Below are 25056 nucleotides of genomic sequence, written 5' to 3' on the forward strand. Positions count from 1 at the left end.
ACTGCTTGGAGGAAGAGATGCTCATCCGTCTTCGCACCCTGCTCCGCACCCGCTGGGGAGACGACAGCGGCTACTCGACCGAGGCGGTCGCGGTGATCGCGACCCTGGTCATCCTCGCCCTCGGCGCCTTGGCCCTGATCTCCGAGACCGTGCTGGAATGGGCCGGATCCATCAGCCTGGGCTGAACCATGAGACGACTCCTCCTATCCCAGACCGACCGCGCCAGCGACCGCGGGAGCGTGGAACTCACCGTCGCCACCCCGCTGATGCTGCTGCTCATCGTGCTCGTGGTCCAACTCGCCCTATGGGCCCATGCCAGCCAGGTCGTTCAGACCATCGCCCACCACGCCCTCGCCGAAACCAGGACCCTTGACGCCACCGAGGACACCGGGCACGCCCGCGCGGACGAGGTCGCCGAACAGCTCCGAGGAAACCTGCTCCACGACCTCGACATCAGTGTGACTCGCACCGACAGCACCGCCACCGTCCAGATCAGCGCTCAGGTACCCACGATGATCCCCGGCCTGGACTGGCCCGTCCACACGTCCCAGTCGGGACCCGTGGAACACCACACCCCACAGACCGGAACACCATGAACCGCCGGAGGAGCGACGACCGTGGGGCGGCCTCAGCCGAGCTGGCCCTCCTCACACCGCTCCTGGTCATGATTGCCCTGTTGGTCCTGCTCGCCTACCGGATCGTCGCGGCCGACACGGCCGCCGACGCAGCCGCCCACGCCGCCGCACGAGCCGCCACTCTGGAACGCACCACGACCGCTGCGCAGACTGCGGCCGAGGCCGCAGTAGCGGACACGGTGCGTACGCACGGCTTCGCCTGCGCCACCCACGACCTGGACCTGGACACAGGCGGCCTCACTCCCGGCACCACGGTGACCGCGACGTTCACCTGTCACGCCGACCTGGCCGACCTCTCCGGCCTCGGCCTGCCCGGAACTCGCTCACTCCATGGCAGCGCCGCCTCCGTCGTCGACACCTACCGGGGCACCTCATGACCCGTATCAGCCGCCTGGACGACCGCGGACAGGCCACCGCCTTCCTCATCGTCATGAGCACCCTGCTGCTGCTCCTGGTCGCGTTCGTCTTCGACGCCGGCTCCGCCCTCGGTGAGCGCAACCGTGCATTGTCCATCGCCCAGGAAGCCGCCCGTTCCGGGGCCCAGCAGATCGACCTGGTTGCCTACCGCGACGACGGGACCGTCGCCCTGGACCCGGCCGCCGCAACCACGGCCGCACGCGCATACCTAACCGGTGCCGGAGTGCACGGCACCGCGAGCGTGGACGGCGACGTCGTCACCGTCACCGCGCGGATCACCTACTCCTTCCAACTCCTGCCCCTGGCTGACCGAACCGCGTCCGGGACCGCCAGCGCAACCCCCGTCACCGACCCCGCCACGCCGTGAGGCTTCCATGACACAGCAGCGCCTGCCCCAGCTCGCCGCAATCCTCACCACGAGCGCCCTCCTGGTAGGGATCCCATGGCTTGCCGGTCTCCTGCCTTGGCCCGCCCTCGACATGACCCTTCTGACGTGGGAAGTGCGCTTGCGCAGCGGGCAGCTCCCTCCGGGGGTGGGAACGGTCGCCGTGATCATCGCGCTGTGGGGCGTATGGACGCTGTACCTGGGCGTCCTGTCCGTGGAGATCCTGGGGCGGGTCCGGCGCCGACCCGTGCGGCTGCGGTACCTGCGACCGCTCCAACTTCTCGCTGCCACCACGCTCGGCACGGTCATGGTCTCGCCGGCCACCGTTCACGCCACACCTGCGACGACCATGATCGCTGACGCACCTACGGAGTCCGCACCTGAAGACGAGGCCGAATCGGGGACGAAAGAGCAGGACCAGGCAGGGCCGTTCCTGGTCGAGCGTTCCCGCAGCATCGACGACTTCGGCTACGACTCCGCCGACCTCACCGAGGCCATGCGCGCCGACCTCGAAGTTCTCTCGGGCCTCATCAACGAGCACGGCGCTCCCGAAGTCCCGATCGTCGTCACCGGCCACACAGACGCCGCCGGCGATGCCGACTACAACCTCGATCTCTCACAGCGCCGCGCGGACGCCGCTGCGGAGCTCCTGCGTACGCACGTGGACGAGCACGTCACGATCGAGACCCGCGGAGAGGGAAGCCGACACCTCATCGACGGCGTGGACGACTCCGCCCAACGCCGGGTCGAAATCGCCTACAGCGTGGTCGTCACCCCGCCCCAGCCCTCGACTGGGGAAGAGCCAGGCAGCAATCAGGACGAGGGCCCGTCTGCTGAGGACGGCCAATCCCAGGACGCCGAAGACGAACCGCAAGGACTCGCCCTGGCTTTGTCCACGGGAGCGATGGTCGCTCTGGTCTCCGGCCTGGCCGGGTTCGGAGGCGGTGTCGCTGTAGGACGCCGCAGCGCGAACCCCACGCACCGCCACCGCGGCGAAGACAACGGCCCGCAGGAAGACCTGGCGGCAGAGACCGACCCACCACGGTCGCCGGCAGACGACGAAGACGAGCAGGACCTGGACCACCTCTCCCTGCTCGACCTCACCCAGACGCCAGGACTAGGAGTCACCGGTCCCGGTGCCCGCGCCGCAGCACGCACCCTCATCCACACCGCTCTCACCTCACCCTCGCCCTCCGACCTGCACGTCGTCATCCCCACCTCCGACCTGCACGAACTCCTGGACGGCACCCGTGCTCCCGCGCTGCTCGAAACCGCACCGGTCGCCATGACCGACACCATCGACGACGCCCTCACCCTCCTCCAACTGGAAATCCTCAACCGCCACCGTGCCGCGGACGACGCCGACGATTCCGACCACGCCGCGCCGGAGCCTCCAGTCCAGTTCGTCCTCATCGCCAATGCGGACGCCGCCCGCGCCTCCGAGATCACCTCCCTGCTCAGGCACACCCAGGGCATGCACATCAGCGCCGTGCTCCTGGGGCGCTGGCCCCATGGCGCTACCTGCACCATCGCCTCCGACGGCGGCGTTACCCACGCCGACGAGCCCTTCGCGCACCTGGTCGGCACACGCTGGGAGGGCACCTCCACCGAGCACCTCCGCCACGCCTTGCGTCGTCATCGAGTGAGGGGAACACCCTCTCCGGAACCGCGGCAATCGGGGAGCGAACCGGGCAGCGGCCGAGTCCAGGAGGAGCACCGGGAGAGCAGTGGCGAGCCGCGTTCCCCGACACCTCGGTCTGTGTCCGTGACCGTGCTCGGTCACATCTCGCTTTCCGTGGACGGCACACGCGTACGGCCCCACCGGCGCTCCGCCCTGGAAGTCATGGCCTACCTGGCAGCCCACCCTGCAGGAGCACGCCTGGACGCCGTCGTGGACGCCATGTGGCCCGCCGATACCGGACACCGCGGCATCCGGCGCTTCCACGATGCCTGCACCGCCATCCGCACCGCCTGTCGGCCCGCGCTCGGGGAGCTGGCCACCCAGGTCATCGCCCACGACAACGACCTGTACCGGCTCAATTCCGATCTCGTCTCCTGTGACCTGTGGCGCCTGCACCAGCTTCTCGACGACTCCACCGCCGGCGATGACACCTCCGTGCTCGTGTCCAACGCCGCCGCCGGGTACGAGGAGTTCGCTGCCGACACCGACTACGTGTGGGCCGACGGCCCACGTGTTCGGTTGCGCACCCGTCTCATCGCGGCCATGCTCAAATCCGCATCCCGGGCAGAACCGATGTACGCTAAATCCATTCTCCATCGGGCTGCGGAAATCGACCCGCGCGATACCGAAGTGGCACACGATCTGGTCCGCCTGTACCTGGACAGCGGAGACGATCGCACGGCACGGCGCATATACGATCAGCACAGGAAATCTCTGCAGGAGATAGGCGAGGAGCCGGAAGAGAAAACCTCGTCCCTCCTGTCGGGTTTCTAACCCGCCTGAATAAACGATCCAAGGCGAGATTAAGGGCTTCCCTGATTCGGGGAAGCCTTTCGTGTTCAGATTCTGAGCATCAAGGGTTTCTCTCCGTGCTGATGTGGGGGTCGCCCGGTCCACCCCTGTGGTGGCCGGCCGGGTGGTCCGCATGACGGGCCAGGGCGTACGCAAGCGAACCCGCAGGTCAAGGGATGCGTAGAGGCGGCCCGTGGTCCTCCCGACAGGTGCCGCAGGCATGCTGACAAACTCTATTCGCACATCTCTTCGCGGACTTTGTTTGACTGCCTTATGAGCGATTTCTTATTCACATGGATCCTTCTCTTGTTTATATTTCTTCTGATCATTCGTTTTGGTGTTTCTTGTTTCTCTGTGCTGCTGGCTTGGTATTCTCTCTCATTTGCCCTGCCGGCGGTGTTGGTGATGTGAATGATGGTCCTGCATTTGTTTTCGAAAGTCTGGTTTATTGGGCATTGTTTGGGTAGATATCAAGTGACCAAGCAAACGAAGTAAACTCGGAGGGGCTCTATGTCCGTCTGGTATGGCATTTGGTATGGCGGCGCCGGCTACGCGTCGTTCGACCCGGAAGCGGAACTGGAATCCTTCAGTTCGATCCAGGAAGCGCGCGATGCGCTGTACGACCGGTTCCACGGGGGATCGTTCCCGAACCGGTTCAACTACGTGAACCGCGACCCGGAATCAGTCCTCACTCCGGCTGTTTCCGAGGACAGCTGCATCCACCTGTTCGCGACTCCCCACGTGGACTACCCGGACCGACACGTGTTCTTCGGCCCGCGCGGTGGCGTGCGCATCGAGCGCTGCTAGCACCGGCCCGCCACATTCCAGGAGTTTCGCATGCTGCGATTCGACATGGCCATTTTGCTGGACACCCCTGAACTCAGTGATGAGGACTGGAGCGTGTTCGTGTACGAAGCAGTGCGCGCCGGATACGACGCTGTCCGCGACACCACACGCGAACTCGGATCACCGGTCACCGCCGTCGGTATAACTCCGATTCCGGGAACCGGTATCACGTTCGACGTCGAACACGAAACCACCCATGTCTTTGCCGCACTGCAGGAACTGCACGCGGCAATGACTCGACACATCGCCGGTGTCGCCCACGTGGACCGCGTGGACGTGTTCGCCGCATACCCCACGACTGCCCCGATCTCCCGACGCTGATGACCAGCGAACGTGCCCTAGGTGGTGTCATGTCCACGTACCTCATCGAAGGATTCACCCCAACCCCTCACACGCTCACTGTCGAGCCGGCCGGATACTTCCCCTGGTCGGGCGAGCGGTGGTACTACGAACTCCGATGCGCCGAACGGCTGATCTTCGCCGGTGACGACATCGGCGGTCCGACCGGTGCCAGCGAAGACGAAATGGCGCGCGCCGTCACCGGATTCCTGTCACTGCGACCCGGTGACACCGATGACGAGTACTTCTCGGACTACACGCCCGAACAGCTGGAATGGTGTGACGAGAACGCCGAATATCTCGCAGGATGCCTGTATGACGAGAACGGTGATGAGGTAGCGGACTTGTCCGCGTACCGCACCGAAGACTAACGCCCGGGGGTGCCACCGATTCCTCGGTGGCACCCCCAACACACCGGTTTCTTATCAGAACCCACAAGCCCATGGGTGCCTTGTGGGTCGTGACCAATGCCCGAAAAACCCGCTGCGATTGGAGCTGACATGGGTTCCCGGAAAGGCAAACGACAACTCACCCCCGAACAGCGACAAGAGCGGTTGCGCGCCGCACACCAGACGCTGACCAACGCTGTGGAGTCCCTCACCACCGAGGAGGGATGGCAGACCATGATCCGCTCGCGCGCGTGGCTTCGCCGCTACTCCCTGGGCAACCTATTGATGATCGTCGACCAGAACCCGGACGCGACCGATGTCCGGTCCTACGGCGACTGGAAAAAGGTCGGACGCCACGTCCGGCGCGGTGAGCGGGGAATCCGCATCTTCGCCCCGCTGCGCTACCGCGTTCGCGACGATGACGGCGAACCGGTCACCGACCGCGACGGCAACCCCCGATACCGCGTTCCCGGGTTCACGGTCGTGTCGGTGTTCGACGTCGCCCAGACCGACGGCGAACCGCTTCCGGACACCGACCGCGCCAACCCCCGCGTGCTCACCGGTGCCGCACCCCCGCAACTGTGGGACACGGTCGCCGACGAGATCACCCGGCGCGGCTACACGATCGAACGAGACGAGACCGATCCCGCGAACGGGTGGGTGGACTTCGACACCCGAACCGTGCGCGTGCGCGAGGACGTCGACGACGCCCAAGCCGTCAAGACGCTGGTCCACGAACTCGCCCACATCACCTGTGAGCACGACACCCGCGACGTCCGGCGCGCCACGGCCGAAGTCGAAGCCGAATCCGTGGCCTGCCTGGTCGCCACCATGGCCGGTCTGGACACCCTGCCCTACTCGGTGCCCTACGTCGCCGGATGGGCCAAAGACGCCGAAACGGCGCGTGCCAGTGCGGAACGGGTGATCAGCGTCGCCGACACGATCGTGTCCGCGCTCACTTCCGCACTGCCCTCACCTACCCCCGTCTAGCGCCCTGGTGGTGGGGCCGGCCGACCGGCCCCACCACCCCTGGAGAGTCACCTATGGCTGTTCTGACCATCGAGATCTTCGCCAACGCCCCCGACACCGATCCCGACCCGTCGGACACGGTCGTCTGCACGTTGGCGGACCTGTTCACACTCACGCTCGCCACCTCCGAGGAATGCGCACACGGACCGGTCCACCTACTGACATTCGACGTCGTGCCCGCCCTGCCGGTCATGGTCACCGCAACCTGTCTCGCCTCTGACGGCGAAACGGCGACGGACGCCGTCGCCGCACTGCTGAGCCCAACGCTCGCGGACACCGTCACCGGATGGACCCTGCACGCCGGACACACCCACGTGCACCACGCCGACAACTGACACGACACCCAACGCGAAAGGACAGGCACATGCCCACCGTTCTCGGAACCGACACTTTGACCCTTGTGACCGACCGTGGCCGGCTCACCGCAGCACTGGACACAGCCGGACTCGCCATCCAGACCCGTTCGGCGGTGCCGGTGATGTCCGGTGTCCTGATCACCGGACACGACAACGGTGACGCCACGTTGACGGGGTTCGACTACCAGACCGCCATCACGGTCACCCTGCCCGAGGCCGCGCACACCCCCGGACAACTCGTGGTCTCACATGCCGAACTGCGCGGTGTGCTGTCGGCGACGGCCAAGGGCACCTCGAAGAAGCGCGCCGACGCCGCACCGGTCACCCTCGCCATGGACCACGGCACCCCCGCCCTGACGGTGGACGGATACACGATCCCCGTTGAGGAGTACCCCACCGACGACTATCCGGTGCTTCCCGATGCGCCTGCGGCCGTGGCCTCTGTCGACCGCGACCGATTCGTCGCCGACCTGGCACGCACCCACGTTGCCACCGTCTCGCCGGAATGGGGGCTCCCCGTGCTGGAGACGGTACGCATGGAAGCCACCGGCGACCGACTGAGCATGGTCGCCACGGACCGCTACCGCATCGCGTGGGCCACGCTGCCCGCACTCCCCGACACCCCGACCATCCCCGGTCTCGTCTTGGTGCACGGGGCGAGTTTGGCCAAGCTGGTCAAGCGGCTGAGCGGCGACGTGGTCCGCGTCGGCATGAGCGGTGACGGCAGTCTGTTCTCGCTCACCTGCGGGACCGTCCGTGTGCTCATGCGTGGTCACGACGGGCGATTTCCGACGTTCAAGCCGCTCATGCCTACCACCACGCCGGTCGCCATCACCGCAGGCCGAACCGAACTGCTCACCGCGACCATGCGAGGCCGAGCGATCCTCAAGGCCAAGAAGGAAACCGCCATGCCCCTGGCGGTGACCACCACCCGCGACACGGTGACCATCGCCCCGGACCTGCCGGGATCGACCGCCGCACCACAAATGCCGGTCAAGACGCACGGCATCCCCGTCGGCGGCCGGCTGCGGTTTCTGTTCCGCGCGGAATTCCTGGAAGAGGCCCTGTCCAGCTTCACCGCCGACACCGTCACCCTGCACGCCACCGCCGCTACCAAACCGGTGGTGTTCACCGACGGCGACGCGCCCGCCGACAGCGCGGACTTCCGGCACCTGCTCATGCCTATACGACCCCCCAACTGACCAGGTGGGGGCCGCCCTGTTTCGGCGGCCCCCTGACACACCACACAGAAAGGAGACCCTCCATGGACATCCCGCGCATCCGGTTGCCGCACACCGGAATGCAGGTTCCCCGACGGTTCCTCATTCTCGCGACCAGCCTTGACCAGGTCGACGTGGGAACCGGTATCGCCTGGTCCGCAGCTCTGTCCGTCTGGTCCGAGGACGGCCGGTTCCAGGGGATGCGTCTCGGTACCGCCGTCAACAACGGCCGCGGCGCCGACACCCTCTTCAACCCCGACAGCCCGAAGGCGGCCAAGGCCCTGAAGATCTACGCCGCCATGTGCGTGGACACCGACGGCACAGCACCTTCCGTGGACCAGGTATGCGATCACCTCGCGGACGAGTTCGAGATCGCACGGGAAGTCGAGCGTGCCCGCAGGTACCGGTACTACCTGCTGCGGGCGTTCAACGAGTGGGACATCCCCGTGTTGATGCAGCTCAAGGCAGAGTCGGGTCTCTACCCGGACTTCGAGGCGGCACACAAGGCAGCTGAACAGCTGGGACTGCCTGAGGGCGGCGTCCGCACCGAACTGTGGATGGGCCCAGCCAGGGAGTGGGCGCAGGTCCTTCCCCGGCCCAACGTCACCGACTCCTGACTGAGAAAGGGGCCGGATGAAATCCGGCCCCCATGCAATCCGCTGCGACCAAGCAAACGAATCGGCACCTGCAGAGTAACGCACACTCCGGCCCACGGGCCAGACTCAGCATCCTGCTGAGCGGGAGGGAGTTGAGTGCCTCCGGGGTGTCCACTCGTCATGTGCCTGGGCTCATGTGCGGGTGCACTGAGCCACCGGCGGCTGCACCTCCGCCACCTGCGAGAAGTCGACGGTAGATGTGCGCTCAGTTAACGGGGCGTCTCATTTTGAGCACGGAGGTGCGATGTGGCTTCTGAGGTCTTGCGGTACTGAGTTCACCTTCTGCTAGGTTCACCCCTGGTTCTGTCAGTTTCAGATGGCGTTCCGGATTCGCGGGCTTTGGGGGAAGTGCGCACGCCTGGGGATGGTGTGTGCTTTCCGTGCCCGGCTCGCCTTGGTGATCCGGAGGTGACCGGTCGTGCCGACCGGCCAGCAGTCATCCATGCGCGCGGTCTTCCAACGCGTGGTCTCCCGACGCAACTCGAGCGGGAATTCGCGCGCAGGTGCGCGAGGAAGCCTGTTCAAACTTGCTGCGGTCGGTACCGCACTGGCCGTGCTGCTGTCGGACTCGATGTCCGCGATTCCTGTTGTGCCGACCATGCCCCGGCTCACACCCGTGTCCGCTGCGGACGTGGAAACCCCGGACCAAGGCGATGCTTCCGCTGACGGGCTGCCGCACGAATCCGAAAGTGCCCTGGTCAGCAGCACGGGTTCTGACAGCAGTCCCGGTGTCGATCCGCCGGAGGGGGCGCTGCCCTACGAGTGGCCGGATCTGCCCGCGGACGCCGACACGCTGACCCCTCCTGACCCGGACTCCACTGTGCGTCTTGCCGAGGGGGACTCGGAGCCCGAGGTCACCGGCTTCGACCCCGAGACGAGTGTGGAACTGCCCGAGGAACGCGATGAGTTCTCGCGGACGTACGAGAACGAGGATGGCACCCTTTCCACGGACTTCTCTCAGGAACCCCTCCACTTCGAGGAGAATGACGGTTCATGGGAGGAGATCGACCCCAGCCTCGTTCCCGAGAACTCTCTGACGTGGACGAACGCCGCTGATTCCAAAGACGTCACGTTCTCCGCCGCAGCGGATGCGACAGAGCTCGCGCGCATGGAACTGGAAGACGGACACAGCCTGTCCTTCTCCCTCGAGGGGGCGGCTGACGCACAAGGCCAGGTTGCCGAGGACGATCCCGACACGATCGTCTACCCGGAAGCTCTCCCAGGCACCGACGTCGAACTGAAGTCCCTGAACGGGGGCGGCGTCAAGGAGACCATCTGGCTGCATGAGGCGCCTGAAACCGAACAAGACGCCCAGTGGCGCTTTCCGTTGGAACTCCAGGACCTGGAGCCGGTCCAACGAGAGGACGGCGGCATCGACCTGGTCGACGACGAGGGCGAAGCGGTCGGGCACATCCCGGCCGGCTACATGGAGGACTCGAACACCGACCCGCGCTCGGGAGAAGGAGCCTGGTCCGAAGACGTCGAGTTCACACTGCTGGAGGAGGCCGACGGCTGGGTCCTGCAGGTGAACGCCGACTTCGAATGGCTCACATCCGCTGAGCGGGTCTATCCGGTCGCGGTCGATCCAACATCGACGTGGAACTACAACGCCTCCCAGGACACCTACGTTCAGACCGGATACAACTCCTCCCGCTACACCGATCAGGACCTGAAGGCCGGCACCTACAACGGCGGCTCCACCAAGACCGCGTCGTACCTGCGCTTCAACGCGATGGTCAATGAACTCAGCGACCACAAGATCTATGGTGCCAAGCTCTTTCTGTTCAACCACTGGTCCTACTCCTGCACACCGACGCCGGTGCACGTGCACGAGGTGACCCAGTCCTGGTCGCAGAAATCCATCTCCAGCTACCCCGGTCCCAGCTACAACTCCACCGCTTTGGGCAGCAAGAGCTTCGCCCGCGGCTGGATGCCCGCTGGAGCCAGTTCCAGTTCCTGCCCCGCCCGTTACGAGGGCATTGACCTGGGAACACGGGGGCGCAATCTGGTCCAGGCGTGGGTGGACGGTGACAAGTCGAACCACGGCATCACTGTCCGGGCCTCCAGCACCAGCAGCAGCGGTTGGAAGAAGTTCGGTAGCCGGGAGTCGTGGGGTGCGCCGTACATGACGGTTACCTACAGCCCCTACCGCGCTGACTACGACTTTGCGGAATCAACGCCGGTGTTCGACCCCGCACCGCATGCCAACCGCAGCACCAGCGTCGACGTGAAGGTGACCAACCGCGGGAACAAGACCTGGACGCCGACCAACGGCTACGAGCTCAGCTACCAGGTCTTCGACCAGGATGGAAACCGCGTCTACCACGTGGCCCCTACCACTCCCATGCCGAAGAATGTGGCGACAGGCCAGACCGCGACGGTCAGCGCCAAGATCGATCCGTTGCCGCCAGGTACGTGGACCATCAAGTTCGACATGACCCACGACGCCCAGTCGTTCGCGGCCTGGGGCGTGCCCATGACCGCGCAGGTTGCGCTGGAGATCCCAGACCTGCCGCCCCAGCTGCTCGACTACAGTCCTCGTGATGGCGCCAGTGTGGCCACACTGACCCCTGAGTTCACCGCCCTGGGACGCAACAACGACGCCTGGCCCACTGATGGCATGGAGTTTTGGTTCAACTTCTGTGATGGCGAGTGGCCGGACTGGGAGTGTGTGGACTCCGGCTGGCAGGAAGCAAGTTCCTGGCAGCTGCCTGAGGACCGCATGCAGTGGGGCAACCAGTACTGGTGGAACGTCTTCGTCCGTGACGGCGACCAAAACGTCGAGAGCGGGTGGCTGCGGGTCATCGCCGAACCTGACCAGCCCGCCATCACCTCCAACCTCGCCGGCAGCGACGGGAGCGGTCACGGCACCGTCGACGGGCTGATCGGCAACTTCACCCAGACGACCACGGATGCTTCCGTGCCCACTGTCGGTCCGCCGTTGAGCGTGACCCGCACTTACAACTCCTCAGATCCGCGGCAGGACGGCATCTTCGGAGCCGGCTGGTCCACCCGGTTCGACATGGACGTGGTTCCGGACGTGGACGGCACCGGCAACATCGTGGTGACCTACCCGGACGGCCGCCAACACCGCTTCGCCCGCAACGCGGATGGCAGCTTCACCCCGCCCTCAGGCATGCACGCGGTCCTGGCCGAGACCGACGCCGGGTGGCGGCTCATGGACAAGTCCTCCACCTCCTACATCTTCGACCAGCAGGGCCGTCTGCTGGAAGTCACCGACCACCGTGACCGGTCCCAGACCATCGCCTATGACTCTTCCGGTCAGATCTCCACAGTCACCTCCGACGGCGGGCGAACCCTCGACTTCACCTGGCAGAACGATCGCGTCACCGCCGTGACCGCTCATGGCGGCGACGCATCCAGCGCCGAGTGGACCTATACCTACGACGGGCAGCGCCTGAGCCAGGCGTGCAACCCGGAAGCCGAGTGCACCACCTACACCTACACCGACGGATCGCACTACCGGGCCGCGGCCATGGACGCCAACCCCTACGGCTACTGGCGCTTCGAAGAGACCACTGGAGATTCCTCCGCCAACGAAGTGCCCACTCAGCTGGGCGTGGAAGACGCCGCCATCGTCGGGTCCCCTCTGGGAACCGAGGGTGTGCTGGCCGGAACCAGCACCCACGCGCTCAACGCAGGAGATGGGGCCTACGCCGAGCTACCCGAGTCGATCTTGCACCGCATCGGCGCGCGTATCACCGTGGAGGCGTGGTTCTCCACCACTGAGCAGGGCACGGTCATCGGCGCCCTCGACAAGCCCACTAGCCCGACCCAGCGCTCGCAGATCGTCTACGTCGGCAACGACGGCAAGCTCCGCGCCCAGTTCTGGACCACCAGCGGTGGAGTGGACCCCATCACCACCGACCAGGCGGTCAACGACGGCCAGTGGCACCACGTCGCCCTGACCTCGGACGGGACCTCACAAACCCTCTACCTCGACGGTGAGCAGATCGGGACCAAGACCGGCCAGGTCGAACACCGCAACACCAAATTCGTCTACGTCGGCTACGGCATGGGAGGCAGCGGCTGGCCCCAGACCCTGCCCACACTGGGTGACTTCCCCTTCCAGGGCAAGATCGACGAAGTCGCGATCTACCAGCGGCCCCTGCACCCCGACACCGTGGCGCTGCACCATGCCTCGGGTCTGGATCCAGCGGACCGATTGGAGGAGGTCACCACGCCTGAACTCCGACGCGCGACTCATCTGGCTTTTGACGAGTCGACGTCACGGGTCCAGATCCACATCGACCACAACGGCGGCAAGTGGTCCTACTCCGACCGTCAGTACAGCGGCGACGTCAACGACGAGGAACCCGAGGTCACCGCAGAGGTGACCATCATCGACCCGCGCGGCGGGAGTTCGGCATCCCGTTACGACGCTCTGGCCGGACACCGCCGCATCACCGATGTCGACCAGCTCGGGCACCAGACCACCTACGCCTACGACACAGGCGGGTTCCTGGTGGGGACCACCATGCCCAGTGGTGCCCAGCTGCGGTTCTACAACGACGAACGCGGAAACCGGATCGGGCAGATGAACTGCCGGGACGTGGCAGCCACTGACTGCCACTGGGAGTGGTTCTCCTTCCACCACAATCCCGATGACCCCTTCGACCCGCGGAACGACCAACTCACCGCCCACCACGACGCCCGCTCGACGGACATCCTCGACACCACCTACCGCACTTGGTGGGCCTACAACTCCCACGGTGACCAGATCTCCGAGACGAGCCCGGTCACCCAGGACTTCCCCGACGGCCGCACGGTCCGCTACTTCTACACCGACGGCACCGAAGCAGCTACCGACGCGGGCACAGTCCCTGCTGGACTTCTGGCGGAGGAATGGGACGCGGACGAGGGCAAGACCCGGTACGCCTACAACTCCCACGGCGACATCACACGGGTGACCGAACCCTCCGGCCTCGTCACCGAGTACACCCACGACGGGCTCGGGCGCGTACTGACCACCTCGGTCATCAGCAGTGACCACCCGGACGGGATCACCACCACACGTACCTACGACGACGCCGGCCGAGTGCTCACCGAGACCGGTCCCGCCGTCACCAACGAGTTGACCGATGCCACGCACCAGCAGCGGACCACGTTCGTCTATGACAAGGACGGCAGGCCTGTCCGAACCACCGTCAGCGATGTGACCGGAGACGACCCGGACCGGGTCACGTTGAACGCCTACAACCGGTTCGGCCACCTGGTCGCGCAGACCGACCCCGAAGGACGCACCGAACACTTCGGCTATGACTTGACCGGAGCCCAAACGCACCACGAGGACGCTGCCGGAACCATGTTCCGGACGACCTACACCGACCGCGGGCACGTGGCCGAACGCAGCGTCGAAGGATGGACAGGCCACCCCGGTGAGGACAACGAACCAGCATCACTGGTGCTGGAGTCCAACGCCTACGATCCGGACGGTCGCCTGGCCTCGTCCACTGACGCGGTCGGACGCACCACCTCCTACACCTACTTCGCCAACGGTCTCCCCGCGCAGACCATCGCCAGCGGCGCCATGCTCAATGACGCCGACGAGCCTCAGGACGTGGTCCTGGAGGAGTACACCTACGACGCAGCAGGCAACCCGACACGGCTCCTGAACGGTGACGGTTCAACGCGCACAGACCTGGTCTGGGACGCCGACTCCCGCCTGGTCCGTGAAACGCTCGACCCCGAAGGGCTGGCCCGCGTCACCTCCTACTCCTATGACGGGCGCGGCAACACCATCGAGACCGTGCTGAGTGATGCCTCCGAGCGCACCGAGCGGACCAGGCACACCTACGACGCCGGTGGTCACCTCATCGAGGAAGCCGTCCAGATCAACGGCGGCGAACTCCTGACGAGCTACGAGGTCAACGAGCGCGGCCTGGTCACGGCTGTCACAGACCCCCGTGGAAACCAGGACGGGGCCGACGCCTCCGAGTTCACCTCACTCAGGCGCTATGACGAACTCGGGCGATTGGTCGAGGAAAACCTGCCCGAGATCGACATCGAGCACTACGGAGAGCCGACCACCACCGGGCGGCCGACCAACAGGTTCGGCTATGACCTGGTCGGCAACCTCACCCACCAGCAGGATGCGGAAGGCAACACCTCCGTACTCGGCTATGACCTGGTCGGACAGCAGACCGATAGCCAGGCGCCGAGCTTTACCGGCGTGGACGGCACGCAGGTGACCCCGAGGGCACAGACCGAATACGACGCGCTCGGCCGGATCACCTCGCAGACCGACGCCCTGGGCCACACCCGCACCTACACCTGGGATCAGCTGGGCAACCTGGCCACCATCACCGACCCCCAGATGGAAGGATTCACCGAGGCGGGGCAATGGGTGTTCTCCTACAACCCCGTCGGCGAACTACTCGCCACCACCGACCCGGTCGGAGCCAGGACCGAGGCGACTTACGACGACCTGGGCCGACAGGTCACTGACACCCAGATCGAGCGAATCCCCCTCGCAGCGGCTTACACCAGCACCTACACCTACGACGCACTGGGCAACACCCTTTCCGTCACAGACCCCCTGGGCAACACCACGGCCAACGCCTACAACGCCGCCAGTGAATTGGTCGAGACGACCAACCCGGCCGGAGAGACCACGAGCTTCGGCTACGACCTCGCCGGACGCACGCGCACTGTCACCGACCCGGCCGGAAACCAGGTCGTGTCGGAATTCGACCTGGCTGGACGCATGACCAGCACCACCGTCCTGGACCACGACGGTACGGAACTGCGTACACAGAGCACCGGATACGACCCGGCGGGACTACCGATCTCCCAGACCGACCCGCTCGGACACACGGTGGTCACCGAATTCAACGCCCTAGGACAACCTGAGAGCCGCACGGAACCGGTCAGCGATACCGAGTCCATCACCACCACCTTCGGCTACGACGCGCAGGGCCGCCAGACGCGCCTCACTGACGGGCGCGGCAACAGCACCCACACCACCTACACCGCTTCTGGTCAGGTCGAGAAGCTGATCGAACCCCCGACTACCACCACGCCCGACGAAGCCGACCGCACCTGGACCACGTTCTACGACGCGGCCGGCAACCCAGTCGAACAGCACGTCCCGGGCGGCGTGGTCCGCCAGCGCGAGTTCACCGCACTCGGAGGCCTGACCAAGGAAAGCGCCACCGGCGCCGAAACAGCGACCGCGGACCGCACCATCGGCTACGACCAGCTCGGCCGACCCGTCACGATCGGCACCCCGGGAGGTGCGATCGAGGTCGTCTACGACGACCGCGGTAACCAGGTGCAGTTCCTTGGACCCAACACCGTCACATACGACGGCATCGCCCCTGGCACGACCATCAAATACGACGGCGCTGGACGTGTGACCAACCGGATCGACATGACCGGAACCACGACGTTCGCGCACGACGCCGCGGGCAGGGTGATCGAGCACCACGACCCGGTGACCGGCACGGATTTGGCCATCGACTACGACGAGCTGGGACTGCCCACGACCATCACCACGGGCGATGGCGCGGTACGGACGATGGCCTATGACGGCTTGGCGCAGCTGACTCAGGACACTCTCACCTCCTCCACGGGCCAGCAGGTCATTGGCACCAGCTATGCCTACGACCAGGCCGGCAACATCACCGCACGCACCACCTCGGGGACTTCCCCCTCGGGCCAGAACGCGTACGCCTACGACTACGCTTCGCGGGTGACCTCGTGGACCGCCCCCGGCGGCGAAGTCACCGACTATGCCTGGGACGACTCCGGCAACCGGATCCAAGCAGGCGAAGAGACGTTCGAGTTCGACGAACGCAACCGCCTGCTCTCATCGAACGAAGGCGACACCTGGAGCTACACGCCTCGCGGCACGACCGAGTCCCAGTTCGTCGACGGCCAGCTGCGCACCCCCGAGTTCGACGGACTCAACCGCATGATCAGTGCGGGCAACGGATCCGGCGAGTACGCCTATGACGCTCTGGGACGCGTGACCGAGCAGACCAGCTCCGACAGCGGGACGCACACCTTCGTCTACCCGGACGCTAGTAACAACCAGATCGGCATTCTGGACGGAACGGACACACCGGTCGCGCGGTACGGCCGAGACGCCGTCGGCCAATTGATGAGTGTCGGCGACCGGAACGAGACACCGGGTCTGGCTTACGCCAACACCCACAGCGACCTGGTCGCGACATACACGAGTGCCGGCGCAGCACTCGGCTCGTCGGACTTCGGTCCCTTCGGTGAGCAGCTCGCCTCGTCTCCCATTGCCTCGGTGGGCTATCAGGGTGAGTGGACTGACCAGGACACAGGCGACGTGAACATGCACGCTCGCTGGTACCAGCCCGGCTCGGCTCGGTTCGCGTCCCGCGACACGATCACGCTGGAGCCCGCCCCGTCAGTGCAGGCCAACCGGTACACGTACGCCAACGCCAACCCGATTCTGCACACCGACCCGAGCGGCCACTGGTTCTTCCTCGCAGCGATTCCGTGGATCGCCGGCGGTGGAGCGGCGGTGAGCGGAACAGCTGTGGCTAATGGTGTTGCCGCGGGGCTTGGCATTGCAAGTGGGGCCATACTGGGATGGCAGCTCTACAACATCTTTGGTGCTTGGCCCTCGTCGAATAATGCCTCAAGTAATGCCGCATCTGGCTCGGGTTCTCATGCGGCTTCAGGTCCGGTCACAGCGTCAGCATCGGCAACAGGTTTGCCTGCGACGGCCTCGGCCGTGGCCACCGGAGTTTGGTCGGGAAGCTCTTGGGTTCGTGGTTCTGGTACCTCCCGTGGTGCTGGGAATTCTGATCGCCGACCCGTTCCGGTTGTGGACAATCGGAGGAAAATTCTCAGGCAAATTCTGAATACCCCTCAGGAACGACCTCCGATTGATGAACTCGTCACGCAGGATGAAATTGACGAGGAAAGATTGAAAAGAGAAAGGAGTGTATACAGGCATACTCTGAATTACAATGTTGAACTCTCTAAAGAGTTCCAAACAATCGTAGAGTCTTACCAAGATAGGCCAGTTGGGGCGCAAGCTGGAAATGACGATTGTCAGAATCAAAGAGAGGTGATGCAAGGGGCAAATCGATGGAATGAGCAGGAAAAGGCAGTTGGAGTATTTGCTCTTCTCTGTGATAGTCTTGATTTCGATCAGGGCACAGATGCGAATGACGGTATTAATCCTCCGGGGTGGCCGGGTACTGGTACGAGCAGAGAAAAGACGAACATGAACCCCGATGGTAGCTGGAGGTATCATAGGGGGCATTTGGGGGCGAATAGCCTGGGCTTTAGTGGTGACGATCCCTGGAACCTGGTCACAATGCATGCACGGGCAAATAATCCAGAAATGAAGAGCATCGAGATGCGGGTGAAGAGCGCGGTCGAGGGTGGCCAAGCAGTCTATATGGCAGTCGTTCCCGTCTACTCAAGCAAGCAAGAGATGCCGACGCATATTTTCTATCACGCTGTCGGAAGTGGAGGCCTGGATGAGTATTCCTGCATCGAAAATACTGCCAACTCTAGAACTCTAGACGGAAGTGCATGCACGGCTGCAATGGCCGAGAGCTCGGGGTGGTAGTCAATGGATAGTGTTCGTTCTCTCATGAGTTTACTGCGATCCAGTTCATGGAGCAGGATGGACGGTGTTGTCGATCCAATTGATGTCGACAGTATTGATTTGCCTCACGACTATCTGGAGGTGACAGAAGAGCTGGGTTCTGGATTTACTGTTGACGATAAATTGAGCATCCTGCACCCCAAGGTCGTCAGTCGAGACTTCAGGCAGCATCAGATTGACCTTGAAGCAATTCATGGAAAGGAGGGTGTTTATGTTCGCCAGGGTAAGTTGATGTTCTCGGAGCCTTCTGTCGATAGTTCCTACGTCAGCTTCTCGAGTCTCGTGTGTTGGGGTCTAGAGAATTCTGGAAAGAAAATATTCTGGAATACTAGAAATTCGGGCACGTGGTCGATCGTTGTCACTAATTGCTCGGACGTTTGGGCTTTCTATGATGACATGACTTCCTCAGAATACCTTCATGGGCTTCTTTTGAGGGAATTTGATTGCCCCGTTCTTACTGGGGAGAATTGGCCTAGGGTAGAATATCGGGATGTGCTGCTTCATTCGATCGGTCTCTGAGTCGGCTGTCGTATTGAGGGAATCTCCTGGCTGCTGGCCGCTATGCGTTCTAGATATTGCTATTCGTTCATCGAGTTCGGTCGGATGGCGCCCATGAACCTGGCGGAGTAGAACTCTGATTCCACGGGTTCGACACGCACGTTCTGGCCGGTCGAAGGGGCATTGACCATCTGGCCGTCGCCGAGGTACATGGTCACGTGTGAGGGTGCCGGTCCGGGTGCGCCTGCGTCGGTGGTGTCGTAGAAGAGAAGGTCTCCGGGCTGGAGTTGATCGAGTCCGACGCGGGTGCCCGCCTGGTACTGGTCGGTGGTCACACGGGGGATGGTCACTCCGGCCGCGGCCCATGCTCCTTGAGTCAGCCCTGAGCAGTCGAACCCGTTCGGTCCGGTGCCGCCCCACACGTAGGGCTTGCCGACTTGTTCGAGTGCCCATTCGGCTGCGGCCCGTCCCTCTTCGTTGCCCGCGCTGCCGATACCGGATCCGGCTCCGGGATGTTCGGCGGTGTAGGTGACGATCTCCGCTATGACCTCGTCCACGTACCCCCAGGAGTGGTTGTAGCGGAACAGGGCCTCGCGCAGCTGTCCGTGGTCGGTGAAGTCGACGGCAGCGGCTGCGTGGCTCGCGCATAGTTCAACGGCGGTGGCGGCTGCGGCGTCGTAGACGTTGTGCGGGTCCGTTTCCCCGTCGCCATTGCCGTCCGCGCCATAGTCGTCCCAGTTCTCGGGCAGGTGCTGGGTGGCGCCGACCGCGGCGTCGTAGGTGGTGTTGCCGTCCCATCTGCCATCGTCGGTGTCGTAGTGGGGCGTGAGGTTCCCGCCCACGCCGGATCCGTCCAGGATCGGACCCACGATGGGCGGGTCGGTGTCCCCGTTGGGAGCGATTCGGCTGCCTGCGGCGTGGTCAGACTCGATCTTGCCGATCCCCGCGAGGAACTGCCGTCGCATGCCCGTGCACCCCGGGTGCAGTTCTTCGAGAGTTCTCGCCCCCCGGATGTAGGCATCCAGCAGTACCGGGTCGATCCCGTCGACCTCGGTTGGGGCAGCGGCGCCATGAGAGTCGATCAGGACGGCGTTGGCCATCGAGAACACGAGCCCCATCAGAACGGGCACCGCGACGAGCACGGCCCCGCAACCAAGGTTAGCCACCGGTCTCCTCCCACCCAGGCAGCGGAGGTTGCACCGTCATCGGGCCCGCGGTGAGTTCGGAGAGCCGGTACCGGTGGGCAGTGGGGTCGGACAGGCGTGCCCAGACCGCGTCGGCCGGATGGGCGCCGTGAACGGCGGTCGCGGTCGGCACGGGTGGGTGAGCCAGGCGGTGGCGCAGGTGGGTCTCGCGCTCCTTGGAAGGCAGCCAGAACAGCACCACGCCGCGGTGACTGGTCAGCCGCGCCAGTTCGGCGTAGGCGTCGAGTTTGGCCACCAGGCGGCGCAGGGACTCGGTGCCGGTGTCGTACTCCAGGTAGAAACCCGTGCGGGAGTCGGCTTCGGTCCAGCGTCCGGCGGCGTCGGGGCGCACGATGTCCCCCCACTGCTCGGCACACCGCGCGGCAGTCCACCACCGCAGGTGGGTGCCGTGGTGGCGGGTGTGCGCGTACAGGTCCACGAACACGCTGTTGACGCCGACGGTGTGGGCGAGGCTGGACCGGTAGGCCAGCGTCAGAGTGCGGTCGCGCCGGTATCCGAACTCCTTGACCGACTTGTCCTGTTCGGCCGCGAGGATCTCCGCGCCGGGTGAGTCCAGGATGTAGTGCCAGGGTGCCGAGCCGACGGCGGTCCAGGGCCGGAATCGGTCCAGTGCACGGAGCCCGTACAGTGCGGCCAATCGCTTCTTGGCGACGTTGTAGGAGCCGAACGCCAGCCGGGAGAGCTGTTCGGTGGTGAAGGTCCTGTGCTCCCACACCAGACGCATGATCTCCCGGTCGCGCGGGGTCAGGCGTCGGATCAGCTTGTGCAGGGTGTCGGGGGAGGTGCGGGGGCGAACAGGGGCTCGGTGGTCGGGACGGGTCTGCGTACGCACAGCGTGGGTTCCTTCCTGTCAGAGGGCGCTCACTCGTGAGTCGAGGCACGTGTGTGGCGTCGGGCGGCTTTGCGCACGACGGTGGCCCGCCCGCGGATCGGGGGAGGCAGGCGGCGGGTGCGCAGGGTGAAGGACGGAGAGAGCGCTCCGTCGAGGACGAGCCGGGTCGCGGCCTGGTAGGCGGCCAGGTGGGACAGGTCGTGTTCGCCGAGGTTGGGGCGCACGTGCCGGGCGAGTTGGCGGGCGTCTTCGGGGGAGACGTCGAAGTAGACCTTGCTGCGGGCGTTGGCGGAGACGGCTTCGCGCAGATCACGGGGCAGTTGCGACAGGTCCTGGTGGGCGAGCACCAGGCCGGCGCGGTAGGCGCGGGCTTCGGCGAGCATGTCGTCGATGCCGTAGGGGAGCGTGAGGAAGTTCTGGCACTCGTCCAGGTAGATGGCCGTGTCCGCGCGGTCGGCTTCACGTTGGCCGGCACGGGCGAGCACGGCGTTCCACACCTGCGACAGCAGCAGCGACCCGAGGAGGCTGGCGGTGTCTTCGCCCAGGACCCCCTTGGGTAGGCGGGCGATCACCACTCCGCCCGAGTCCAGGTGGGTGCGCAGATTCAAGCCGTCGGAGGTCGCGGCCAACAGATCGCGGGCGAATCCCCGCAACAACACGCTGCGGAGCTTGTTCATCAGCGGGGCGGTCGCGTGGGCGCGCGCCGGTCCCGACTGCTGGTCGTACCACTCCCAGAACCCTTTGAGGACGGGGTCGGCGATGTGTGCGGTGGCCCGTTGCCGGAACGAGCTGTTCTCCAACAGGCGCGGGATGTTGGCGAGGCCGGCGTTGGGAGTTCCGGCCAGGGTCAGGCAGGCCGAGCGCAGAATGTCCTCGGTGCGCGGCCCCCAGGAGTCGGCGAAGATGCGTTTGAAGATCCCGGTGATGGTGTCCGCGTTGCGTTCGCGGTCGCGGCCGGAGAGCGGGTTGAGCGGGGGCGGGGGAGCGTTGTCATCGGGGTCGATGAGCACAACCCGGTGCACGGCGTGCTCGGGCATCCGCGACAGCAGCATCGAGCTCTCACCCTTGGGCTCGATGAACACCACGCCCCGGCCCTTGGCGATGTCGTCGAGGGCCATGTTGAACAGCAGGGAGGTCTTGCCGGTGCCGGTTCCCCCGATGATGTGCGTGTGGTGGCGGGCGTCCGCCGCACGCTGGCCGATCAGACGGGCCGGACCGCTGTCGGCACGCCCCAGCACACGGGCATCGGGGTCGTCACCGGCGAGCCCGGGCGGGGGCGGGATCGGCCGTGCGGGAGCCCGTTCCAGGCCTGGGATGGCCTCGTCCACCGGTAGATGAGCCACTGCGGCGAGTTCCTTCGCGGAGAGCAGGTCTCCGCGGCGCAGGAACCGCAGCCGCGTCAGTGTTCGGGGGGCGAGCCAGGAGCGGTGGCGCTTGTAGTGGTTGTACAGGCTGAACGCGGAGAACGCTCCGGCGATGGCGTGGGTGCGTCCGCGACGCCGCTGAGACCCGTCCACCTGGCTGGTGGGGGTGGAGGTCTGGTAGCGGACCACGGTGTCGAGCCGGGGGCGCACGCTTTTGGCGAGGATGGCGCGAATCTCCCCGGACACCTCCGGGCGCAGTGCCGACCAGGAAGCGGAACGCCGGTTCCCTCCGGGAGTGAGGGCGTTGAACAGTCCGGCGCTCACACTGTGGGAGCTGCGGAGTTGGGCGGCGGCCTGGTTGGCGCGGTGCAGCCGGATCCCGGTGACCGGGCGGGCGATGACCTGCACCAGGATCGTCTCGCCTGCGGCTGGGGCGCCGGCCGCACCGACCAGTCCCCGGAGCGGGTCGTCCTCGTGGGAGGTGGCGATGGGGTAGTGGTCGGGGCGCGCCAAGCGCAGCACACCCCCACGAGCCACGACACCCGCTTGGGGCGGGGGACAGGGGATGGTCGTGGTGGAGGCTCCGGGCCACGCCGCTTCCACCGCACGCTCGACCATGCGGGGTGGCACTGGATCGGGTACCCACAGGCGGATGTGCAGCCCGTCCTGATCGAAGAGGTACTCCCATGAGAGGTGGGGTTGGCCGAACAGACCGCGCTTCCAGCCTGGGCGCAGGAGGCCGAGCATCTGTGTCCAGAATGCCTCGGCGTGCGACAGCTCCGCTGTCGGAGGCGGCAGTATCTCCACCAGCCGGGCGTCCGTGGCCCATCGGCGGTGGCGTACCCAGACCAGACAGCGGCGCAGAATGACCACCGCGGCGGCGAGGAGAGCGAGCCACCAGTACGGGGCCACCACGACCCACAGCGCGTCGACCACAGTGACGACGACAGGGAGGACTTCGTGAAAGGTGTCGATCACAGCAGGTCCTCCGCGTCGTGGAGGTCGGACACATCCAGCGGCGGCGTTGCGGAGGTGGGGGAATCGGTCACGGCAGCGAGTTCAGCGGGGTTGGTGGTGACCAGGGCGTGTTCGGCGTCGCTGGCCACCACCCGGTAGGCCACCCTCAGCTCCGAGCCGCTGCACAGCAGGGCGTCACCGGGGGAGGCGGTGAGCAGGTACTGCTTCTCCCCATCGGAGAGGGAGAAGGCTTCGGCGACCTCGTCGATGGCCTGCGGAGCCTGGCGCATCAGGATCTGGGTCGCGCTGTTGGACACGATGGCCTTGCCCAGGTCGGAGCCGAGCACGTCCGCGGCGTCCTGCGTGGCCAGGGTTAGCCCCGTCCAGCGCTTGCGGGCGGCCTTGGCGAGCCGGAACAGGAAGCGGGCGCCATCGGGCTCGGACATCAGAAGCCAGCCCTCGTCCACCAGGACCATGCGCGGGTGGTCGGGTGGGCCGTCGGCGACCGTCCGCCAGATGGAGTCCAACGCCAGCAGGGTCCCCACGCCTTTGAGTTCGTCGGGCAGGTCCCGCAGTGACCAGGACACCAAGTGTCCGGTCGGGCGCTGGGTGGTCGGTGCGCGGAAGAGCTCGGCGTAGGAGCCGGTGGTGAACGGCGCGAGTTGCAGGACCAGTTCCCGGGCGTGCTCATCGCCGTCGGCTTCCAGGGTCGCGGCCAGGTCGGTGAGCAGCGGGGCGGGTCGTGTCCAGGTGCGTTCGTCAGCGGTGATTCCGGTTGCCCGGTAGGTGGCGACCAACGCCCGGTCCAGGGCAGCGCGCTGGCGGGCGGACAGGGCCCCGCCGAGCATGACCGCCATCAGTGTGTGCAGGAACAGGGCACGCCGCGATACCGCGTCGCGTTGTGCTGTGCGGTCCAGAGCCAGGTCCAATGGATTGAGGTGGACGCCGGGTTCCCCGAGACGGATGACCGTCCCGCCCACCGCGTGGGACAAACGGGTGTACTCGTCTTCGGGGTCGATGACGGTGGCGCTCACCCCGGAGTACATCGACCGCAACAGGTCCAGCTTGCAGAAGTAGGACTTGCCCGCACCCGACCGTGCGAGGACGACGGTGTTGTAGGTGTCGGCCGCCCATCGGTCCCACACCACCACTCCAGAGGAGCTGGAATTGAGCCCGTACAGGACAGCGCGCTCGCTGGTCTGCACGGCCAGATCCGGCGAAGCGAAGGGGAACGACGCGGCCAGGGCCGCGGTGTCCATACTGCGCTGTTGGCGAAGTAGATCCACGCCCAGCGGTAGCGCTGAGATCCACCCCTGGAGCTGGCGGTAGGAGGCAGGACGGGCGTCCAACAGCATTGAGGCGGTCAGAGAGCGGACGTGGTCGACTTCCTCGGCCAGAGCCTCCTCAGAGGGTGCGTGAACGGTGAGATAGAGCCCGACCCGGAAAAGCTTGCCTTCTCCACGAGCCAGCGACGCGGCCATCTCCCGGGCGTCCTCGGCCGCCACCTCGGCCTCGAAGTCCTCCAGCTTGCCCTTCTCAGCGGTGGTGCGGCTGGAGGCCTCCAGCTTCGACATCTGGCGCCGGAGCCGGTCGGCGGCGACCTGAGCGGGGATCGGCTCGATGTGCAACGACACGTCCAACCGGCCTGGGTAGGTCAGCAGGGGTTCCACCCACCCGTGGCCGACTTCGGCCGGGTAACCGGTGACGGCCCAGGAGGCACTCACTCCGCCTCCGACTCGAATGTGGCGCGGTGCGATGTCCACCTCAGCGGCGACCGGACCGGATCCGACTTCTGGCACCGTGACCTTCTTCTTCCTGTATTTGCGTGTGCGCATG

General features: G+C 65.6%; 18 protein-coding genes. 14 read left to right on the forward strand and 4 right to left on the reverse strand.

The window, feature by feature from the left end; translation table 11 throughout:
• Window positions 1-17: 17 nt before the first annotated feature.
• The 14 genes from ADL05_RS30975 to ADL05_RS30230 all read left to right on the forward strand — a co-directional run bounded on the left by ADL05_RS30975 (window position 18) and on the right by ADL05_RS30230 (window position 18883).
• Window positions 18-185, forward strand: coding sequence for a hypothetical protein (locus ADL05_RS30975; protein ID WP_197285652.1), 168 nt, complete (start codon window positions 18-20; stop codon window positions 183-185).
• A gap of 3 nt (window positions 186-188) precedes the next feature.
• On the forward strand, window positions 189-596 hold the full coding sequence (locus ADL05_RS01835) for a TadE/TadG family type IV pilus assembly protein (RefSeq protein ID WP_053615082.1): 408 nt from the start codon (window positions 189-191) through the stop codon (window positions 594-596).
• Entirely contained in the window at window positions 593-1012 is a 420-nt protein-coding gene (locus ADL05_RS01840; protein ID WP_053615083.1) for a TadE/TadG family type IV pilus assembly protein, read from the forward strand. Before ADL05_RS01835 ends, ADL05_RS01840 begins: the two co-directional genes overlap by 4 nt.
• Entirely contained in the window at window positions 1009-1419 is a 411-nt protein-coding gene (locus ADL05_RS01845; protein ID WP_197285653.1) for a pilus assembly protein TadG-related protein, read from the forward strand. The genes ADL05_RS01840 and ADL05_RS01845 overlap by 4 nt, the downstream gene beginning before the upstream one ends.
• A gap of 7 nt (window positions 1420-1426) precedes the next feature.
• Window positions 1427-3892 carry an OmpA family protein gene (locus ADL05_RS01850; RefSeq protein ID WP_053615084.1) on the forward strand — a complete coding sequence of 822 codons (2466 nt, stop codon included), beginning with the start codon at window positions 1427-1429 and terminating at the stop codon, window positions 3890-3892.
• A gap of 528 nt (window positions 3893-4420) precedes the next feature.
• Entirely contained in the window at window positions 4421-4717 is a 297-nt protein-coding gene (locus tag ADL05_RS01855; protein WP_053615085.1) for a hypothetical protein, read from the forward strand.
• A 30-nt stretch (window positions 4718-4747) separates the two neighbouring features.
• The gene (locus ADL05_RS01860; RefSeq protein WP_053615086.1) at window positions 4748-5077 is read left to right on the forward strand and encodes a hypothetical protein; all 330 of its coding nucleotides are present in this window, start codon (window positions 4748-4750) and stop codon (window positions 5075-5077) included.
• Window positions 5078-5106: 29 nt separating this feature from the next.
• Window positions 5107-5466: a hypothetical protein gene (locus ADL05_RS01865; RefSeq protein WP_053615087.1), complete on the forward strand. Its 360-nt coding sequence runs from the start codon at window positions 5107-5109 to the stop codon at window positions 5464-5466.
• A 129-nt stretch (window positions 5467-5595) separates the two neighbouring features.
• On the forward strand, window positions 5596-6474 hold the full coding sequence (locus ADL05_RS01870; protein WP_231640566.1) for an ArdC-like ssDNA-binding domain-containing protein: 879 nt from the start codon (window positions 5596-5598) through the stop codon (window positions 6472-6474).
• A 53-nt stretch (window positions 6475-6527) separates the two neighbouring features.
• The gene (locus ADL05_RS01875) at window positions 6528-6848 is read left to right on the forward strand and encodes a hypothetical protein (RefSeq protein ID WP_053615089.1); all 321 of its coding nucleotides are present in this window, start codon (window positions 6528-6530) and stop codon (window positions 6846-6848) included.
• Between the two features lie 65 nt (window positions 6849-6913).
• Window positions 6914-8071, forward strand: a complete 1158-nt coding sequence (locus ADL05_RS01880; protein WP_053615090.1) for a DNA polymerase III subunit beta — start codon at window positions 6914-6916, stop codon at window positions 8069-8071.
• A gap of 62 nt (window positions 8072-8133) precedes the next feature.
• A complete protein-coding gene (locus ADL05_RS01885; protein ID WP_053615091.1) occupies window positions 8134-8706 on the forward strand; it encodes a hypothetical protein in 573 nt (190 codons plus the stop codon).
• A gap of 457 nt (window positions 8707-9163) precedes the next feature.
• Window positions 9164-18325: a DNRLRE domain-containing protein gene (locus ADL05_RS01890; protein ID WP_053615092.1), complete on the forward strand. Its 9162-nt coding sequence runs from the start codon at window positions 9164-9166 to the stop codon at window positions 18323-18325.
• Between the two features lie 57 nt (window positions 18326-18382).
• Entirely contained in the window at window positions 18383-18883 is a 501-nt protein-coding gene (locus ADL05_RS30230; RefSeq protein ID WP_156365683.1) for a hypothetical protein, read from the forward strand.
• Between the two features lie 59 nt (window positions 18884-18942).
• Here the strand turns inward: ADL05_RS30230 and ADL05_RS01895 are convergent, their stop codons facing one another.
• The 4 genes from ADL05_RS01895 to ADL05_RS01910 are packed head-to-tail and all read right to left on the reverse strand — an operon-like array spanning window position 18943 to window position 25055.
• Entirely contained in the window at window positions 18943-20028 is a 1086-nt protein-coding gene (locus tag ADL05_RS01895) for a bifunctional lysozyme/C40 family peptidase (RefSeq protein ID WP_231640567.1), read from the reverse strand.
• Window positions 20021-20899: a replication-relaxation family protein gene (locus tag ADL05_RS01900; protein ID WP_053615093.1), complete on the reverse strand. Its 879-nt coding sequence runs from the start codon at window positions 20897-20899 to the stop codon at window positions 20021-20023. The genes ADL05_RS01895 and ADL05_RS01900 overlap by 8 nt, the downstream gene beginning before the upstream one ends.
• A gap of 29 nt (window positions 20900-20928) precedes the next feature.
• Window positions 20929-23241 carry a type IV secretory system conjugative DNA transfer family protein gene (locus ADL05_RS01905; protein WP_231640568.1) on the reverse strand — a complete coding sequence of 771 codons (2313 nt, stop codon included), beginning with the start codon at window positions 23239-23241 and terminating at the stop codon, window positions 20929-20931.
• Window positions 23238-25055 (reverse strand): VirB4 family type IV secretion system protein, encoded by a 1818-nt coding sequence (locus tag ADL05_RS01910; RefSeq protein WP_082376033.1) that lies wholly within the window; start codon window positions 25053-25055, stop codon window positions 23238-23240. The genes ADL05_RS01905 and ADL05_RS01910 overlap by 4 nt, the downstream gene beginning before the upstream one ends.
• Window position 25056: the final 1 nt, after the last annotated feature.

Source organism: Nocardiopsis sp. NRRL B-16309, from assembly GCF_001279585.1.
Classification (GTDB): Bacteria; Actinomycetota; Actinomycetes; order Streptosporangiales; family Streptosporangiaceae; genus Nocardiopsis.